The organism is Streptomyces sp. NPDC031426, assembly GCF_055581585.1.
This window is the reverse complement of sequence record NZ_JBVIJE010000056.1, coordinates 1-20,309: the sequence shown is the minus strand read 5'-3', so window position 1 is coordinate 20,309 and position 20,309 is coordinate 1. Positions and strand designations below refer to the sequence as shown.

The 20,309-nt window shown below is 68.1% G+C and carries 6 protein-coding genes; 4 read left to right on the top strand and 2 right to left on the bottom strand.

The features are described from left to right. Nucleotides 1–1,027: 1,027 nt before the first annotated feature. Both ACZ5NH_RS43925 and ACZ5NH_RS43920 read right to left on the bottom strand, forming a co-directional pair. On the bottom strand, nucleotides 1,028–1,537 hold the full coding sequence (locus ACZ5NH_RS43925; protein WP_468783908.1) for an Imm21 family immunity protein: 510 nt from the start codon (nucleotides 1,535–1,537) through the stop codon (nucleotides 1,028–1,030). Nucleotides 1,538–1,555: 18 nt separating this feature from the next. Further along, nucleotides 1,556–11,941 (bottom strand): LamG-like jellyroll fold domain-containing protein, encoded by a 10,386-nt coding sequence (locus tag ACZ5NH_RS43920; RefSeq protein ID WP_468783906.1) that lies wholly within the window; start codon nucleotides 11,939–11,941, stop codon nucleotides 1,556–1,558. A gap of 340 nt (nucleotides 11,942–12,281) precedes the next feature. On the opposite strand from ACZ5NH_RS43920, the gene ACZ5NH_RS43915 reads away from it, so the two are divergent. From ACZ5NH_RS43915 to ACZ5NH_RS43900, 4 genes are all read left to right on the top strand, one after another. Further along, nucleotides 12,282–13,544, top strand: coding sequence for a S8 family serine peptidase (locus ACZ5NH_RS43915; RefSeq protein ID WP_468783904.1), 1,263 nt, complete (start codon nucleotides 12,282–12,284; stop codon nucleotides 13,542–13,544). 115 nt (nucleotides 13,545–13,659) lie between these two features. Continuing rightward, nucleotides 13,660–14,142, top strand: a complete 483-nt coding sequence (locus tag ACZ5NH_RS43910) for a BMP family ABC transporter substrate-binding protein (RefSeq protein WP_468783902.1) — start codon at nucleotides 13,660–13,662, stop codon at nucleotides 14,140–14,142. Nucleotides 14,143–14,350: 208 nt separating this feature from the next. Beyond that, nucleotides 14,351–17,110: an N-acetylmuramoyl-L-alanine amidase gene (locus ACZ5NH_RS43905; protein WP_468783900.1), complete on the top strand. Its 2,760-nt coding sequence runs from the start codon at nucleotides 14,351–14,353 to the stop codon at nucleotides 17,108–17,110. Between the two features lie 88 nt (nucleotides 17,111–17,198). Next, the gene (locus ACZ5NH_RS43900; protein WP_468783898.1) at nucleotides 17,199–20,003 is read left to right on the top strand and encodes a hypothetical protein; all 2,805 of its coding nucleotides are present in this window, start codon (nucleotides 17,199–17,201) and stop codon (nucleotides 20,001–20,003) included. Nucleotides 20,004–20,309 lie beyond the last annotated feature (306 nt).

Genomic DNA, 20,309 nt, shown 5'->3' with positions numbered 1-20,309 from the left:
GCTACGAGCGCAAAGCCGAACACTTCATGGCCTTCACCGCCATCGCCTGCAGCCTCATCTGCTACCGCAGACTCACCAAATGAGACGAGGTCTTAGGCGGCGCCGCGGCAGTGGGCAACGATGAGGGAGGACCGCCCACGCCTGCTCGTCCTCACAAACGGGGAAGTCGCCCGCTGACCGACGATCTCCACCGAAGTCACCCGCCGTCACCAGCATGAGTACCCCCGGAGCCGACGCACACCAGGCCCGTCACCTGCTACTTCACGATGCACACCACTCAGTGACACCATAGCTCCTCGCCCTCACGAAGCACCTGCCCAGCGGGACCGTGCACGGCGCCGCGGCGGGCCTGCATCTGACGGTCACCTACGCCGCCGACGTACCCGACACCGAGCTCGCCGTCGCCGCGCCAGTCCGGGGCGAGAAGTGCCAACCACTGTCCAGGCACCGGCAGTTGCCTGGACCGCCGGGCCTCGTCCTCGGCTTCGCGGCCACCACACTCGGGGCCATCACGGGGGCTCTATTCGGCCGGACACTGCGGGCGCTTTCAACTCCCTGACGTGCCCCCCAGCACGACCATCGTTCGGCAACAGTGTGTGGCGCGGACAGTCGAAGACGACCGTCTACGATGCCGCAGCAGCGGCTCGGATGGTGATCTCGTTGAGCACGCTGCTCGCCTGGACGATGCGTCCGTGCTCGGGGGCCAGAGTGCCCTGCATCTCCCCAGGCCATACGGGCCTCGGCTTCTGGCGTCCCAGGCCCTCGGCAGAGCACCGAGTGCCGGCATCATTCAGCAGACGGTCGCACTGCCGCGGCTGGCCGGCCCGGCGAACCGTGCGAGCACTGGCAGAGCGCCGTTGTACGGCCACGTACCATCATCGGTACGGGACGGTCGGGCTCCCCCATCAGACTGCCGCACGGTTCGAGCGCGGGACCCGGCCACGCCGGGCTCGGGAAGCCGGGACGGTGGCTTTCTTGGCATCTCCTTCAACCTTGGTACGCCCCTCACCCCGCTCCGGATCCCGCCCTACCCGACGGCGACCGGCTCAGCGAGATGGTCAAGCCTGTGTACTCGGGCGCACGCACCGGCCGATTCGATATCCGCGCTCCTCAATCGATAGACCGCTGGCTCGATTTCGAAAACCAGCAGTTCATCACCCTGAGCATCAGCCCCAGGCAGAGCCGCATCGAATACTGCGAGCCTTCCGTTAACTTCGACAACCGGCCCGTCCACCCAGTCACTCACCAGGTCCAGCCCCTCGCGCACGATCTCTAGAATCCTCGACTCCCCTGAGCAGGCGATCCACTGAACCAGAGAGCGGAATTCTTCCACGAAGGTCGTAGGGGCGGGGACATCGCCGATCACCACCGCCGACGACGGCTGATCGGAGGCCCCGAACGTCACCCGGCCGAGATACCCGTCCACCTCACATGACCGCTCATAATCCGAGTTGCGGTAGCCGCCCCACGCAGATCTGAGGGAATCTTCGACGAGGATCATCGGACCCCCCTCAGACTCGACCCACTTGAGACTCACCTCGTCGACCTTCCTTCTCTAGGGTATATACCCGAGTTCCCGGGCCATCTTCTCGTAGATGGGCCGCATGATCGGCGCCAACTGCCTTGCCCATCCCGCCTGCTGCCGACTGCACGTGATGCACTGTGGGTACAGTCGCTGGGGAAATCCGTCCGGAACCCATGAACTGATGGGCTGATGATCCGGCACATACCCCTTTTTCGAGCCGAACGGGAAGACGATCCCACATGTGTGGCAGCCAAAGTAACTACCCAACAAGTTGATCTGGTCTCTTTCCCCTCCCGGCGATTCGTCGAACTTCTGGGACTTGCTCCGCGCCGGGATCGACCCACCCGCGTACGGGCCGATAGTACAAACTTCTTCCGGATCGCTCCTATTTCCATTCGCGTTGTGCACCAGAATCGGAGTCGATCCTGCGAGCACATAGTACGTGTGGAGTTGCCGGACAGTGAGGTTCCAGCGGTTTGCGACGCCCGGTGTGGGCCGGGTGGCGACGACGTAGGCGTGGCCGTTGGTGGCGGTGTTGAGAGCATCACCCGCGGGCAGTTTCCCAGCGGGGACCCAGGTGTGGGTGGTGTCGTCCCAGAAGGGGTGGTTGGCGGTGGTGTGGAGGGTGGCCGTTTGGCCGCCCTTGGTGCGGATGGTGAGGTCGAGCAGGTCATGGTCGTGGTTGATCCAGACGTGCTGGACGGTGCGGGCACCCTGGTGTTTGCCGGTCTTGGGGTTGCCGGCCTCGACCTTGTCACCGGTCTTGATCTTCTCAATGGGCTTGGACTTGCCGTCCCCCATCAAGACCTTGGTGTCGGGAGAGAAACTGCACTGGCCGCCTTGAGTCGACCCGCCCGTCGATCCTGTATCGGCCGATGGCAGCGGTACACAGGTGTTTCCGGCGGTCCAGCCTGCGGCTGGGTTGCAGTAGGCCACACCGGTGCCGGGATCGAGGAGGTTCCCGCCGCCAGTGCACTGGAAGCCGAGGAGGCCTCCGGTGCAGCCGTCACTGTTGTCCAGGGCACTGCCATTTTCCGGGGAGCTGCCGTTCCCCGTGGGCCGGTGGGCGGCCGGGGCCGTGACCTTGCCAGGCGCTGTGCCCTTCGAGTGGACCGGCTTGGTGTCCGACGGTCCCGTGCCCGGGCCCTTGGTGCCGTTCTGGTGCGGGCTCTCGTGCCCCTTGGGCTGGCCGGTCGGCCTCGTGCCCGGGTTCTCCCGCAGGCCATCCTTGGCGTTCGGCGGGGGCGGCGGGGGCGGCGCAGTGACGTCGCAGCTGCTGTAGCCGGCGGCAAGGTCGAAATCTGACGCTTCGGCCTCGGCGAAGCCCCTGGCCTCCGAAATTCCCGCGCCCAGTTCGCCGTCGTACGACTGGCTGTCCAGCCAGGCCCCGTAACTGGCCCACGACCAAGACGAAGAACTGTCCTGAGCGTCCAACTCGGCCTGCATCCCCGCGATCTTGCCGCTCCAGGGATTCGCGGGGGGCGAGTAGTAGTACTCGTCCATCGCGTCCAACTCGGCCTGCATCGCAGCGATCTTGCTGGCCCAAGGGTTGCTGTAGTACGGGGAGGCATCCCCACCCTGCTGGGGATGCCCGTATGAGTACGACGGGTATCCGTAGGGGCTGCCGTGACCGCCGGCTTCGCAGGCGCTGTTGCCCGAGGGGTCAGCGTTGGTCAGCGGGTCGTCGTTGCCGTAGGCGTAGGCGTTGGCGTTGACGGACGGGATCGGGGGCTGGCTGGTGGAGTCGTGGCTGGTGAAGTCACCGGTCGCCGGGTCGTACCAGCGGCTGGCGGTGGCCACCCGGTGGGAGGCGGGGTCGGTCCAGCCGCCCTGGTAGCCGAGGTCGTGCTGGGTGCCGTTGGTGGCGGTGGTCTGGCCGTAGGGGTCGTAGGCGGTGGAGCCGGTGAGGCTGGTTCCGGTTGCCGTGAAGGTGGCGGTCAGGTCGCCGTGCTGGTTGGTGTAGGCCAGTGCGGCGCCGCCGGGGCAGTTGATGCCGAGGAGGTCACCAGCAGGTCCGCGGCCGAAGGTTTCGGTTCCGTCGGAGACGGCCGGCTCGTCGGTGCCGTCGTAGGCGAAGGTGCTGGTGCCCGCGGTGGCGAGGCGGCCGAGGTCGTCGTGGGTGTAGGTGGTGGTGCTGTCCTTGGTCAGCTGGTCGAAGGCGTCGTAGGTGAGGTTCTCGGTGCCCTGCGGGCCGGTGACCGAGGCCATGGTGCCGCGGGCCGTGTAGGCGTACGTCGTCGAGGACGAACCGTTGCTGGTGCCGGTGACCTGGTTACGGGCGTTGTAGCTCGCGGTCGTCGTGGTGGATCCGCTGCTGACGCTGGTGCGGTTGCCGGCACCGTCGTACCCGTAGCTCGTGGTGGTCGAGCCGTTGTTCCACGAGGTCAGGCGGCCCGCCTTGTCGTAGCCGTAGGTGTTGGACGCCGCTCCGGCGGTCCCGGTGGTGGCCCGGGAGGTGACGTGTCCGGCGTTGTCGTAGCCGTAGGAGGTGGATGCCTCGGTGGTGCCGCCGGGTGCCGTCAACTGGTCGCTGGTGAGGCGGTGCTGGGCGTCGTAGCCGAGGCTGCGGGACGCGTTGCCGGTGCCGCCGTAGGCGATGCCGGTGACCTGTCCGGTGGAGTTGTAGGTGTAGCCGATGCTCGTGCCGGTGGCCGGGTCGGTGGCCGTGGCGACCTGGCCGTCCGGGTTGTAGGTGAAGGTCGCCGTGCCCGCCTTGTCCGTGCGGGAGGTGAGCAGGCCGTCGGAGTTGTAGGCGTAGGTGGCGTTGCCGGACGGGCCGGAGGCGGAGAGGGTCTCGCCGCGGTCGTCGTAGGTGTAGGTGTTGGTGCCGCCAGGGGCACCGGCGGAGGTGAGGCGGCCGTCGGCGTCGTAGCCGAAGGCGCGGCTCGCGGTCGTGGCCTCCGCACCTGTGCCGGAGGTGCCGGTCAGGCGGCCGTCGGCGTCGTAGGTGTGGGTGAGGGTGACGCCGCCTGGGCGGGTGATGGTGGTCGGGTTGCCGTTGCCGTCGTAGGCGAGGGTCGTGGTGCGGTCGGCGCTGTTCGGGAACGCGGTGGTGCTGGCCTCGATGGTCGATTCAGGCAGCCCGAGCGTGTTGTAGGTGGTGACGGTGGCGTTGTTGTTGCCGTCCGTGTAGCGAGTGCGGTTGCCTGCCGCGTCGTATCCGAAGCTGGTGGTGATCGTGGAGGTGGAGCTGACCGGTTCGGTCTGCTGGGTCAGGGCGTTGCCTGCGTCGTAGGTGTAGGTGGTGGTGTTGCCGTCGGCGTCGGTGACTGAGGTGGGGTTGCCGGCAGGGTCGTAGGCGTACGACGTGGTGGCCAGCGTGGTGCCGGAGGCGTTCAGGTTCGCGGTGGCGGTCAGCCGTCCGGCGGAGTCGTAGGTCTGGGTGGTGGCCGTTCCGTCGGGCAGCGTGGTCTTGGTGAGCCGCCCGTCGAGGTCGTAGGTGAACTGGGTGGTGTTGCTGCGGGCGTCGGTGGCGGTGAGCAGGTTGCCGGCCGCGTCGTAGGTGGCGGTGGACTGCTCGCCGCCGGGCAGGGTGACGGAAGTCTGGTTGCCTGCCGCGTCGTAGCCGAACGTGGTGGTGTCGGTGGTGGTGGTCGGCTGGCGGACGACGGCGCTTGAGGTCGCCTGGCGGCCGAGGTCGTCGTAGGTGGTCTGGACGACCGCACCAGTGGGGTCGGTGCCGGACAGCGGTTCGCCGTCGGCGTCGTAGGTGATGTGGCTGGTGGGCGTGGTGCCGCCGACGGCGGGCCTTTGGGTCTGGGCCAGGTCGCCGAGCTGGTCGTAGGTGTAGTGGGTGGTGTTGTTGTCGGCGTCCGTGGCGGTTGTGAGGTGGCCGTCGGCGTCGTAGGTGGCGGTGGTGGTCGGGGTGAGGGAGGTGGTGGAGCCCGGCGGGGTGTAGGCGGCGTCGGAGGCCGCGACCTGCTCGCCGTCGGCGTCGTAGGTGTAGGTGGTGATGTTGCCGTCGGGGTCGTCGACGGAGGTCTGGTCGCCGAAGGTGTCGTAGCCGTAGAAGGTGAGGGGGTGGATCGCCTGCGGGGCGGCCCCGTTCTTCTCGGCGTTCACCGTTGGTGCGGTGACCTGGGTGACCTGGCCGGCCTGGTCGTTGGTGAAGGCGGTGGTGTAGTTGGCGGCGGTGGCGCCGGAGACGTTGCCGCGTGGGTCGGTGGTGGAGGTGAGCAGCCCGCGCTGGTCGTAGGTGTGGGTGGTGACCAGGTTGGTGGAGCCGTCGTGGACGGTCTGGGAGGTGACGTCGCCGAGGGTGTCGTAGGCGTAGTCGGTCTGTTCGGTGGTGCTGCCCTTGGTGACGGACGCGGAGGTCAGGTTGCCGTCGGCGTCGTAGCTGTTGGAGGTGGTGGTCTTGTTCTGGCCGTAGGGGTCGAAGACGGAGCCGGTGACCAGGCCCGCGGGGTCGACGGTGTAGTCGGTCTCGATCAGGGCGGCGGTGTTCTGCTGCTCGGTCAGGTGGCCTGCGGCGTCGTAGGCGTCCTGCTGGAGGACCTTGGTCGTGGTGGAGCCGTCCGGGTTGTGGAAGTTGGCCAGGTAGCTCTGGATGAGCAGGTGGTTCCAGTTGTAGTAGTAGGCGGTGGTTCGGCCCATCGCGTCGGTGTCGGAGGCGAGCCAGCCGGCTGGGTCATAGGCGCGCGAGTCCACCACCAGGGAGCTGGGCGAGGAGGGGTTTTCCGGGTCCCCGGTGTAGTTGGTCAGGGTCGTGGTGAGCAGCTCACCGGTGGGTGAGTAGGCGTACGTGTAGGCGTTGCCGTCGGCGTCGGTCTCCGAGGTGCGGTTGCCGTAGGCGTCGTAACCGTAGGTGGTCTTGCGGCCCGCGGGGTCGGTGACCGAGGCGAGTTGGTCGTAGGAGTCGTACGTCCACGTGGTGGTGCGGGTGTGGTCGCCGCCCGTGGTGTCGGCGACCGCCTGCGTGGTGGTGTTGCCGTCGTCGTCGTAGGTGTACGTGGTCTGCGGAGTGTGGATGGTTCCCTTGACGGCGTCCGTGGTGGCCGGTCCGGTGGCGGTGACGACGCGGTCCTGGCCGTCGTAGGTGTAGCTGGTGGTCACGCCGCCCGGGTAGGTGTCCGAGATCTGGTTGCGGGTGAGCCGGCGGCCGAGGCTGTCGTAGGTGTAGGTGGTCTTCAGCCCCGAGGGCGAGGTCACCTGGGCGAGGTCGCCGGCACTGTCGTAGGCGTAGCTGGTGGTGTTGCCCTTCGGGTCCTTGACGGATGCCAGGAGACCTGCGGGTTCGGTGCCGCCGCCGATCGCGGACTCGGTGCCCGCCGTGTACGTCTTGGTGACGGCGTGCTGGTCGGGGTCCGTGGAGGTGAGCAGGTTCCCGGAGGAGTCGTAGGTGTAGGTGGTGGCGTACGTGGTGTCGGTGGCGTCGGCGGAGCGCGGGTCGGCGTAGGAGGTGGGCTCGTCGTTGCGCGGGTCGGTGACGCTGTAGGTGCCGGATGCCGGGTAGGTGGCGTAGCTGGTGGTGGTGTCGCCGTGCATGTCGCTGGTGGTGCGCGACAGCGTGTCCCCGCGTGTGTTGTGCGTGGTGGTGGTGAAGTTGCCGTCCGGGTCGGTGACCGTGGCCAGGAAGCCACCGGAGTCGTAGGAGTAGGAGGTGGTGTGGCCGAGCGCGTCGGTGACCGAGATCAGGCGGGAGCCGTTGGCGGGGTCGTAGCGGTAGGTGAGGGTCTTGTTGGTGGGGTCGGTCACGGTCGCGGTGGTGACCGGGGTGGCGCCGTTGGAGGTGCCGCGGGCGGCGTACTGGGCTGCGACGGTCTGGGTGCTCAGGGCCTGGTTGAAGGTGGAGACCTCGGCGATGGAGCCGTTGAAGTAGCCCTGGGGGTTGTTCGAGGGCAGGGAGGGCCAGGATCCCGACAGGTAGCCGGCGCCAATGGAGACGACGTTCTCGCCGGTGAAGTCCAGCTGCTGGCCGGTGCGGGTGTCGGCCTGCTGGCCGTCCAGGTTGAGGGTCTGCTCACCGTCGGTGTTCACCGTGAGCACGGCCTGGTGCCACTGCCCGTCGTTCACGGGGTCCGGGGACTCCATGGGCGACAGCAGGTGGTCCCACCACTGCCCGTAGAGGTGGCCGTCGGCGCCGACGTACAGGGCGGGGGTGTAGTTGCCCGACAGGGTGGCGCCGATGGGGCCGCTCTGGTAGCTGAAGAGGGTTTCGCCGGAGGCGCTGGTCTTGAACCACAGCTCGATGGAGAAGTTCGCCGAGACCTTGCCGCTGTAGATCGTGGTGGATGGCAGTGAGACGTAGGAGCTGGTGCCGTTGAAGGACGCGGCGGTCTCCGGGCTACCAGTGAACAGTCCCGGCGCACCGAGGGTGACGTTGTTGTAGGTGGCGGGGCCGGAGGACCACCAGTTGGAGGCCGTCGTCCCGGCGACCTCGTTGGCAGCTTGGTTGCCGGAGGTGTCCTGGAAGCGCCAGTAGTTGGGGGCGGCCTGGGAGATGACCGCGTCGCGGTAGTAGGCGCCGGAGCCGGTGGTGGTGGCCTGGCCGAGCTTCCAGGTGCCGCCGTCGGCGTCGGTGATCTGGGTGGCCTGGTCGCGGGAGGCGTCGTAGGCGGCGGCCATTGCGGTCTTGCCCGAGGGCAGGGTGGTGCCGGTCAGCTCGCTGGCGGCGTGGGTGCCCGCGGTGTACTGCTGTTGGACGGCCGGGAGGCCGAGCGCGTGGGTGTAGAAGGCGGCCTCGGCGACGGAGCCGTTGAAGAAGGTGCGGTAGCCGGTGTTGCTGGAGGTGCTGTAGTGCGGCTCGTCGGGCCAGTGGCCGCCGATGAATCCGGTGCCGATGGCGTCCGCCGGCTGGCCGGTCACCGACACCTGCCCCGACAGGGTGCCGACAAGGTTCCCGTCCAGGTAGAGCGACTGGGTGCTCCCTGCGGCGGACAGCGCGGCGTAGTGCCACCGGCCGTCGGCGACCGAGGTCGAGGTGGAGATCGGGGAGACGCTGCCCGCCCAGAACTCCCCGTAGAGCTTGCCGGAGGTGCCGACATACAGCGCTGGCGTGTAGTTGCCGGGCGTGGAGCTGCCGGTCAGTGCGTCCTTCTGGTAGGAGAACAGCACGCCGGAGGCGGTGGTCTTGAACCACATCCCGACGGAGACGTAACTCGCCGAGGTGAGAAGGCTGTTGGGCAGGGAGACATAGCCGCTGGAGCCGTCGAGGGTAGCGGCGGTGGTCGGCGAGCCGGGCAGCGGTCCGGCCGTGCCATGGGTCACGCCACCGGTGTAGGTGCCGTTGTCATTGCCCTCGTTGATTGCGACCTCGCTGGCCGCGGAGGTGCCGGTCGACTCACCGAGGCGCCAGTAGGAGGAGGGGTTGGCGTCCAGTACGGCCGTGCGGTAGTGCGAGCCGGAGGACGACCCCGAGGTGTAGGAGTAGGTGGTGCACGCGGTGGTGGAGGTGGGCGGGCACACCCCGGTCAGGTCGTCGCCGCTGTAGGAGTACGTCCAGGTCTCGGCCGCGCCTCCGGAGGTGGCCGGGTCGGTGGCCACCTGGGTGACATGGCCGCCGCTGAACGTGAAGTGCAGCGACCGGTTGCTGGTCGTGTTGGTGACCGTGGCCAGGGTGCCGTCGGCGTTGTAGGCGAGCGTCTCGCTCCGCCCGGACGCGTCCGTGATCGTCTTCAGCTTCCAGGCCGATCCGACCTGCTGACCGAAGGTGTAGGTGGTGCCCGACTTGTCGGTGAGGGTGTAGCCGCCGCTGACGGTCTGGAAGGTGGCGTAGGTGCCTTGCGGTGGCGTGAAGGTGGTCCCGTCCGCGTTCAGCCCGAACCGCGTCGCCTGGCCGTTCGCCAGCATGACCACGACCGCACCGGAGCCGTCGTTGTCCGGCAGGGCGGACATGTCGTACAGCGTCGACCAGCCCGCACCGAAGAGGGTGCCGGTGCGCGGGTCGAGGGAGTTGTAGGAGCGTTTCACCGACAGCGCGGGACCTGCCACGGAGACGTCCGCGTCGGTCGTGGCGGTGGTGTAGTTCCCGACCCTGGGGGCGAAGGTCCGGCCGGCTGGGCCCTGTGCCGCCGCACCGAGATGCGAGGTGATCAGCGGCTGGGTGACGGTCGTGGAGAAGTACGAGGGATACGACCAGGCACTCTGGGCGTCACCGTCGCTGTCCGACACGATCCAGTAGTACGACTGGTTCCAGGCCAGTTTGCCGGCCGGAACGGTCCACTGGGTCTTGGTGGTGGAGCCGGAGTCCACCACGAGGGACGGCTTGCCGGACGTCGGGTTGGTGTAGACCTGGAAGTCGTAGGTCAGGGCGTTGCCCGGGTAGTTGTCCGGGTCGCTGCCGCTGGCGAACAGCTGCGGAGTCAGGGAGCCAGCCACGACGTTGGAAGGCGGCGACATCGAGTCGATCTGCGGCGGCGTGTCCGCGGAGGTGAACTCAGCGCACGTCTGCGGCACGTTGTAGGTGGTGTAGAACGAGGTGCCGCTGGTCAGCATGTCCCAGCACACGTAGTACTGGCCGGGCGGCTCCGCCGGGAGTGTCCCGGTCATCGTCAGCGACGAGTTGGGGCTCACCGAACTCGTCACGTACGTCTTGGTGGCGTTGGTGCTCAGCTTCGTCCAGGACGTGTTGTAGATGTCGGTGGCCAGCTGGGTGGTCGACGTCGACCAGGAGGCCGTGCCCCGGTTCGTGAGCGACACCTTCATCGAACCGGTGGTGGTCGCCGTGGGCTCGGTGTACGTCTGCTTGGGGATCGAGTAGTCGGCGCCGTAGGAGCTGTAGGTGACCGACAGATACGGCGGGTAGGAGGAGTTGACGCTGGCGAACTGCTTCCACGCCGCGACCACGGAGTTGCTCGCGGTCAGCGCCAGGCCGTTGTTGTAGACGGTGCCGTGCGCCCAGCCCTCCAGCAGCTTCACACCGGCCGCGCTGGGGTTGTCGCCGATGTCGATCCCGTGCCAGGACGAACCGCCGCAGCTCGCCCCGGCCTCGAAGCTGGCCGAGCCGATCGTCGACCCGTACGACAGACCCGGATAGTCGGCGATCGTGCCGACGTTCCAGGAACTGGTGATGCCGTGGACGTAGACGGGTTCCGCGGTGCAGCCGCCGGACCACACGTCGTCCAGGTACAGCGACGCCTGCTCGATGTAGTCGTTCTTGAACGTCGTGCCGAACGACCAGTTCAGGACATAGCTGTTGGCCTTGTGGCTGCCGCCGTCGTACGAGCCGACCTTCAGCACCGAGTCGGTGGAGAAGTTGGTGTCGTACGGCGTCTCCACATACGTGCTGGAAGAGGCGTTCAGGTTCGTCGGGTCGACCTTGACCGGGAACACGCGGGCCTTGTCGTGCAGCCAGGAGGCGTCGAGCGAGACCCGCAGCGCCGGAGCGCCGTCCACGCTGGTCAGGCTGTAGGTCACGCCGGTGGAGGTGGCGCCCTCGCCGGACACCTTGCCGATGTTCGAGTCTTCCATGTAGCCGTGCGGGATCGTCACCCGCACTGCGCCCTTGGAGTCTTTGAACACGACGCTGCCGTCCGAGGTGAGGGACGGGGTCAGGCCGGTCAGGTGGAGGGGGAACACCCAGGTCGTCGGGGCCGAGGCGTCATGCAGAAGGAGGGTTTCCTTCACGCCTCCTGAGGTGACCGAGTACTTCAGGTCCGAGGAGGTGGCGATCCCGGGGTAGGTGATCGCGTTGCCCGACGCCTGGCCCGTCACGGCGGCTGCGCCCTTGAGTGAGTAGCCGACCTGCTCGCTCGCCGTGGGCCCGTACGAGACCAGGAGCGAATCGTTTCCGCTGGTGGCGAAGGATGCCGACGGGGAGTCAGCGCGCTCAGCCCACCGGCTGTCGGAACCCTGTACCAGGGTGCTGTCGATGTCGGCCCAGGTGCCCGACGCCGTGCGGTAGTGCACCGGGCGGCTGTAGACGCGCGCGGTAAGGGTGCCGTCCGCGTTCTTGAACACCGACGTGTTCCCGGTGCGGTCCTTGACCACCTCCGCACCGTCGGCCTTCGGGCCAGGTATGTGCGGGTCGCCCTCATGCGCTGACGAGTCGGCGCCAGCCGCCTTGGCCGCCTTTCGCTGAGCTTCCTTCAGCAGAGCCGCCCGGATCCGGGCCGGGGGCGAGACACGCTTCGTCGACAGCTGCCCCTGCGGACGGAACGAACCCCGCTCCTTCGCTCTCGGCAGGCGCGTCAAGGACGGCGGAAGCGCGCCCCGCACCGGCTTGGCCTTCGGGCTGGAGGCGCTTCCCTTCGCGCGCAGCGCCGCCGACTTCACCTGGTGCGACAGCCCGGCAGCGGAACCCGTCCGCTGATGGGGCAGCACCGCGGAACTCGACGCCAGGGCGTGCTCGTCGATGACCGCCTGGGCTGACTGCGTCCCCAGCGCCACGAGCAGGACGCCACTGACCGCGAGGGCGATCCCCCGTAGCCAGCGCCGCTGCACGCCGCCAGCCAGGTGGGCGATGACGGACGCCAACCCTCTACCCGCACCAGACGACACGCGGAACTGACGGCGACTCATCGCACAACCCCCACAGGCAGGACACATCAACGCCTCACCCATGGAGGCGTAAGCGGAAGTTGTAGCGGGCACCTGGAGGCTTGATCAACAACTCGACGACACTTTCACGCCACGACTTGGCGTGATCAAACCCCCTTGCGCCGGATTTGCCCCTGTGATCTTGGGCAAAGCTTGGCCCGCCGATGCTCGGCCTTGACCAGCATTCCGGCCCCCCGGTCACCGTCCCAGGCAATGTGGTAGAACCTGGCTGGCTCCGTGCGCTCCCCGTGCATGCCGTACGGGAGGCCCACACAGATTGGAGCTGTTCGTGCTGTTCCCGATCCCGCGAAGACGGTCCGGCAGGAATTGCGCGCCCACCGCGCTGCCGACCTTTTGCCGATTCCTTGCCGGCACTGCCCTTGTGGGACTCTTGGCATTCGCGGCCGACGCTCCCGCCGAAGCGGTGGTCATTCGTCAGTCCGAGTGGCCGCTCACGCAGTTCCAAGCGGACAAGATCTGGCGCATATCACAGGGGCAGGGCGTCACTGTCGCCGTCGTCGACAGCGGAGTCGACGCCGCTCATCCCGACCTCAAGGGCCAGGTCCTGCAGGGCGCAGGGTTCATCGGAGACCCTCGGGACAACGGCCAGACCGACATCTCGAGCGACTCGCACGGAACAGCCATCGCCGGCATCATCTCGGGCACAGGGAAGGCGAACGGCGGCACCGGAATGACCGGACTCGCACCGGAGTCCAAAGTACTTCCCGTCCGCGTGTCCACCAACGCGGCCGCGGATCCCACCACGATCGCGGAGGGCATCAAATACGCCGCCGATCACCACGCACAGGTCATCAACGTATCCTCCGGAACGGCCACACCCGACCCGCTGCTGCGCGAAGCCGTCAACTACGCGCTCGGCAAGGACGCGGTCGTCGTCGCCTCTGCCGGAAACGCCGGCGAGAACGGCAATCCGGCCATGTACCCGGCTGCTTTCCCCGGCGTCATCGACGTCACCGGAACCGACTCCAGCCGTCATTTCTGGCCGGTGAGCGAATCCGGACCCGCCTCGACGCTCGCCGCGCCGGCCGCCGGCATCTACTCCGCCAACGACCGCGGCCAATATGTGAGGGCAGACGGCACGAGCTACGCGGCCGGCTATGTCTCGGCAGCGGCAGCGCTGGTCCGTTCCGCCTTCCCTCGCCTGAGTGCGGGCCAGACGATCCGCCGACTGATCAGCACCGCCCAACGGCCCGGCGGCAGCGGGCACAACGACCAGTACGGCTACGGTCTCATCGACCCCCTGGCGGCCCTGCGCGCGCCCGCCGCCGTCGACGGCTCAGCCGCCAACCCGCTTCTGTCCGCCGACCCGCTGGGCAAGCACACGAACACCGGTGTCGGGTGGGTCACCGTCATCGCACTGGGTGGGGCGGCAGTGGCACTGATCTCCGCGTCGTGGATCGTCGTCCGGCGCCGCACGAGCCGTACCGCCATGAAGGCAGACCCGACTCCGACGCCGTCGCGCGGCACATCGCGTCCCGCCTCCAATTCAGGCAAGAAGAACCAGAAAAGGCGAGCCTAAAGGTGCGGCTCGCCCTCACCGGTAGGTCAACAGACCATCTTCGAGAACCAATTCCGGAGCACGTTACGTGAACCTTTCCTTCAGCCTTCACGGTCGCCCTCGAAGGGCCCGGCTCATGGCTGCCGCAGGCGCACTGGTCGCCACCGGGCTGCTGACATGGCTTGCCGCCGCTTTGCTGACTGGCCCCCGGACACCGAAGATCGTCGCCAACAACATCTCAAGGAATTTTCGCGCCTGCCTCGTCAATGGACAGCAGGACGCGTCGATGGCCCAGCCCGTCTGGTCATCCCTGCAGAAGGCCGCGTCGGGTGCCGCCATCAACGCGCAGCACATTCAGGTCCCGAAAGGCAGCACGGCAGCATCCGTGCCCTATGTCAACAGCCTCGTACAGCGCAAGTGCGGACTGATCATCTCCGTGGGCCCCGAACTCCACGATGCTGTGACCACGGCCGCTCGGCACAACCCCCATCAGCGATTCATCACCATGGGCCCAGCGGTCAAGCTGCCTAACGTACGCAATTATTCACCGGCGGACCGGTCGGCTGTCATCAGCGCGGTACAACAGGCCGCAAACCCGCAGCCATCGCACCGGACCTGAGTTGCGGCCCCCAACAGCACGACAGCCAAGGCAGTACCGCTCACCTTCTTCTCACCCAGTTCTTTCGATATTGACACCTGTCGCGTCCCGCTACCCGCCCCCCAGCGGATGATCACGGCGCACATCAGCAAAGGGATTGCAAACGTTGACTCAAGGGCGGAACAGACACCGCAGATCGCACGTGCGGTTGTCACTGGGGATCGCGGGCGTGCTGGCTGTCGCAGCGGCGGGTGTCACAGCACTGGCGCAGGCGCAGCAGCCCGGTGGACCGCAACCGTACGCGTTGCAGCATCAATTCGCCGCGGCTGCCCAGGAGTTCCACGTGCCGCAGAGCGTGCTGATGGCGGTGGCGTATCAGCAGAGCCGGTGGGACAGCCACGACGGCAGCCCGAGCACCACCGGCAACTACAACGTGATGGGCCTGACCCAGGTTGGCCCGAAGGCACTGAAGCGGCCTTCAGACACGGACCGGATGGCCGAACTCGACATGCGGGGTGACGACCACCGGGGCAGGTTCCACCCGGACGCACGGCTTCTGGCGGACGTGGGCGCGGTGCGGACGTCCGCTCCGGCACTGCACACCCTCGACCAGGCCGCGAAGCTGATCGGCAAGCCGGCCGGTGCCCTGCGTGGTGACATGGAGCAGAGCGTGCGCGGTGGGGCCGCGTTGCTCGCACGCTACGAGAAGGAGGCCACCGGTACTCTTCCGGCGGATCCGGCGCAGTGGTACCTGGCGGTGGAGCGCTTCAGCCAGTCTCCCGACCCCGCGGGCGCTGCGCAGTTCGCGCGGCGGGTCTACGCGCACATCCGTACCGGGCTGAGCCGTACCACGGCCGACGGGCAACAGGTCACCGTGTCCGCGCAGCCGGCCCTGCGGCCGCACATCAGGCGTGCGGGCTACCGGTCGGCCGACTACTGGACCCAGGGCGGAACCAGCACCGGATATGCCACGGCCGGCTACGCCGTCCCGGCTGACGGGACCACGACGCCGACGCCGGAGTGCCCCTCCGGCCTGGTCTGCAACTTCGTGGCGGCCGCATACGCGCAGAACGACCCCACTGACAAGAGCAACTACGGCAACTACGACATCGCTAACCGCCCGGCGGACGGCGATGCGATCCGAAACGTCGTTATCCACGACACCGAGTCGGACTACGCGACGGCGGTCAGCCAGTTCCAGGACCCGACCGGGTACGCGAGCGCCCACTACGTGATCCGCTCCTCCGACGGGCTGGTCACCCAGATGGTGCCCGACGAGGACATCGCCTGGCACTCGGGCAACAAGTACGTCAACATGCACTCCATCGGGATCGAGCACGAGGGCTACGCCATCTCCGGCGCGTCCTGGTACACCGAGTCGGAGTACGAGTCCTCGGCCGCGCTGGTGAAGTACCTGGCCACCAAGTACGGCATCCCCCTCGACCGCGAACACATCTTCGGGCACGACAACGTCCCCGGCCCTCTGGACGCCTACGTCGCCGGCATGCACTGGGACCCCGGCCCCTTCTGGGACTGGACCCACTACCTGCAACTCCTGGGCGCACCGATCGGCTCCAACCCGGTCGGGGACCCACTGCAGGCCGGTGAACTGGTCACCATCGCCCCGCCGTTCACCACGGCCAACGAGCCCCCGGTCGACAACGCCTCCGCGCAGCCGGCCAACTTCGTCTACCTGCGCACCGGCCCCTCCACCAGCGACCCGCTGATCGCCGACCCCTACCTGCACTCCACCGGCTCCGGCACCACCGCCGGATTCGACTGGGGCGACAAGGCCGTGGCCGGGCAACGGTTCGTCGTCGCCGCCCAGCAGGGCGACTGGACGGCGATCTGGTACGGCGGGCAGAAGGCCTGGTTCGACAACCCGGGCGGCAGGTGGACCCTCCCGGCCGACGACAGCAGCCAGACACTCATCACCGCCAAGGACGGCACCACCTCGATCCCCGTCTACGGCCGCGCCTACCCCGAGGCAGGCGCCTACCCCTCCGCCAACACCCCACAGCCCGTCACACCGCTGTCGAAGTACACCATCGCGGCCGGCCAGGTCTACCTCGCCCAGCCCGCCGTGAAGGGCGACTTCTACAACTCGGTGAACATCGACGGCAGCGCCCCCGACGACCGCACCCTCGTCACCGGAACGACCACCTACTACCCCATCCAGTACAACGGCCGCCTCGCCTACGTCGACTCCGCCGACGTCAAGACCGTCACGCCCATCGCGCCGACGGCCACCGGCACCACCATGCAGCCGGGACAGTTCCTCACCCCCGGCCACAGCCTGTCCAGCACCAGCATGACGCTGACCATGCAGAACGACGGCAACCTCGTCGCCTACCTCGAGACCGGCGGCAGCGGGAACGGCCCGGCGGTATGGTCCAGCGGCACGAGCGGCCACAGCGGCGCGTATGCCTTCATGCAGAGCGACGGCAACCTCGTCGTCTACAACAGCGGCGGCGGACCCGGCATCGGCGGTGCCCTGTGGTCCAGCCACACCTCGGGCCACTTAGGCGCGAACGCCACCCTGCAGGCCGACGGCAACATCGTCGTCTACAACAGCACCGGCGGCGCACTGTGGTCCACCGGCACCTACAAGCGCGGGCAGACCATCGCCTCCGGCCAGAAACTCTGGTCCGGCTGGTGGACGAAGGCCCAATACACGCGGCTGGCCATGCAGCCCGACGGCAACCTGGTGATCTACCGCAACACCGACGGCAAAGCCATCTGGTCCAGCAACACTTCGGGCCACACCGGCACCTACGCGTACATGCAGAGCGACGGCAACCTCGTCGTCTACAAGAGCGGCGGCGGTCCGAGCAGTGGCGGCGCCCTGTGGTCCACCGGCACCTGGGGCCACTCCGGCGCCTACGCGGTCATGCAGAACGACGGCAATTTCGTCATCTACAAGAACGGCGGCGGCCCAAGCACCGGCGGCGCCCTGTGGTCCACCGGCACCTACAAGGACGTGCCGTAACACTGCTGACCGCACGTAACTGAAAACCTGACAGGCTGTCCTGCCCGGCCGACGCCGACCAGGACAGCCCCGTCCCAAGGAGGAATGGGTGGCCCAGCACACCCTGAGGAGCGGATGCATCGTGGTCGCCGCGGCATGCGCCCTCGCTTCGGGGGCTCTGCCCCTGACCACGGCCACGGCCTCGGCCACAGCCGACACCCCCACCGAGACGGTCATACCGGCCGCGCTGCTCAACGACCCGCCCCAGGACGCCATCGCCTTTGCGGGCACCGGTGGCTTCCTGCACCAGTCAGACGCGCAGTCCACCTTCGTGTGGACGAAGTACGCGGGCGGGCCGGACATCCCTCTACCGGAGATCGGCAGCAATGGCTGGATCCCCGCCGCCTCGGGTGCGGGCTCCGACGTCGTGGCAACCCCGTCCGCCGATGGCTACCACCTGCACGACATGGACTCCGGAACGACGACTACCATCACGCCCGGTACCGGCCAAAGTTACGTCGGAACCTTCGGCTCGCGCGTGCTGACGGTCACCAGGGCCGCGGACGGAACGGTCACGGGCTTTCATGTGCTCGGCACGGCGGACGGACAGCAGACTGACACACCAGTCACCGGATGGCCCGCGGGCGCGATACTGCGCATTCCGGTGCTCGCCGGGGACGCCGACTCCGTGGTGATCTCCTACACCGAGACCGTCAACGGCACTGCCGAGCAGCGGCTGGCGCTGGTGGATCTGGCGACCGGTGCGGTCACGCCCACCATGGGGCCGCTGGCCCCCCGTGCCCGCGTCGTGCTGTCCCGCAAGTACATCGCCTGGTACTCGTGGGCCGGGGCCGACGGGATCGTATCGGCAGGGCAGGTCCACATCGTGTCCCGTACCGCTCCCGGCGGAACAGAGACCACCATCCAGGTCCCGCCTGCGCCGCTGGGTAGCGGGTACAACAGCACCCTGCGCACGATGGGCATAGTCGGCGACTCCCTGCTGATGATCTACGGGGTGACGCACTCCGGTGCGGCCACCACGGACGACAGACTGGGTTACCCGGTCTACGTAATGCCGCTGTCCGGCTCCGGCAGTGTCACCCCCGTCCTCGATCACGCCAACGGAATGAAGCAGGAACCGGACGGCGCCGTCGTCGTAGGCGGCTCGTCCGACACCGACTGGGCGGCCCGCCTATTCACCGCCGGAGCGGACGGCACCCCGACGGGCACGGCCGTGGACTCCGACCCCGTCGCGCCCGCCCCCCTCGACGGCCTGGCCCTCGGCGGCGGCGAGCTGTTCATGGTCCGGCGCGACTCGACCGGCGGGGACTCCGGTTACGACCGGAGCGTCCAGCTCGGTGCCTCGCCCACCTACGGCGCCGAGCAGGGCTTCCTCCTGCCATTCGCTCCCGCCCACTGCGACACCGCGGCCACCTGCAACCCACCCATCGCCACCGGCGACGGCAACATCTCGCAGTTTTGGCCCAACGCCAACACGCAGGGCGATGCCGTCACCGTGCAGACCCCCAACAGCAGGGCGGTCATGGTCACGCCCGGTGCCACCGGCGGCACCCTCGTCGACGCCGAGGGCCCCTACGTGGTCTACAACGGCGCCTCCACCAAGAAGCAGTACATCGGAGACGCCGACGCGGGCGGCACCAGCCACGTCCTGTTCACCCGACCCATCTCCGCCGCCGCACTGTCCGGCTCCACCGTATGGGTCCCCGGTCCCACCGCCGGCACGCTGACCCAGATCGACCTCACCACCCGACGCACCGTCCAGATCATCCCGACCGATACCGCCTGCGTGCCCAGCGAGTTGCAGGCCGCCACCCAGCACTGGGTGTACTGGTCCTGCGGGCCCTCGGGCCCGGCGGGCGTGTACGACCTGGCCACCGGCGAGGACGTCCCCGTACCCGCCCATCTCGCCCAGCTCGGCGACGGATTCGTCGTCGAGCACGACACGACAACGGGCAAACTCACCCTCACCGACGTGCACACCGACGCCGCGACCACCAGCGACCTGGCCGACCTTCCCGTCGGACCGGTCGCCGACGACCGGCGGGTGACCTGGGCCGTCGACAAGTACCAGGGCGGCATCGCCTACCTGGACAGCGGGAAGAACGTCCACGTCGTCGCCCCCCACATCCCCGCCTCCACCCCCGCACCCGCCGCAGGCTCCTTCATCTACCCGGGGCAGCACCTGCTCCCGGGGCACAGCCTGAGCAGCTCCACGATGACGCTGACCATGCAGGCCGACGGCAATCTCGTGGCCCGGCTGAACACCGGCAAGGGCAGCGGCCAGGTGGTGTGGTCGACCGGGACGAGCGGCAACTCCCGTGCGTACGCGGTGATGCAGGCGGACGGCATTCTGGTCGTCTACAAGAACGACGGCGGCCCAGGCGTGGGGGGCGCCCTGTGGTCGAGCAAGACGTACGGCAATCCGGGCGCGTACGCCACCGTGCAGGACGACGGCAACATCGTCGTCTACGGCAAGGCGAGCACCTCACCGCTGTGGAGGAGCGGCACCAACGCGCGGCCGCAGACCGTCACCTCCGGCACCACCCTCAAGCCCGGCTGGTGGACCCAGGGCAGCTACACCCGCCTGGTCATGCAGATAGACGGCAACCTGGTGATGTACCGCCGGCGTGACGGCGCCGCCATCTGGTCAAGCCGCACCTCCGGCCACTCCGGCGCGTACGCCGTGATGCAGACGGACGGCAACCTCGTCGTCTACAAGAACGGCGGCGGCCCCGGCAAGGGCGGCGCCCTGTGGTCCACCCACACCAGCGGCCACTCCGGCGCCTACGCCACGATGCAGAACGACGGCAACCTCGTCGTCTACACGAGCACCGGAGGGCCGGGCAAGGGCGGCGCCCTGTGGGCCACCGGCACCAACACAACCGCACGATGACTAAGCCCTGACCACCGCCGTGCACAACACGGGGCCGCGCACACCGCGGCCCCGTCAGGGCACGACCAGGACCCTCCGCCTCTGCGAGCAAGAGGCCTGTCGTCACCGCAATTGGTGAGTACGATCGCGGCGCATGGGCGTCCGCATGAGGGGCGTGCCCCGGCTGGCTGGGAGGGAACCGTGCCTCACGACAAACACGATGGGCCAGTTGAGAAGCCGTATCTCAACCGAACGTGATCGCTTGATTTCTACTGGTCAGGCATGGTCTGGCTCGGAATGAGGGAGGCATGCGGCGTCTTGTTTCGG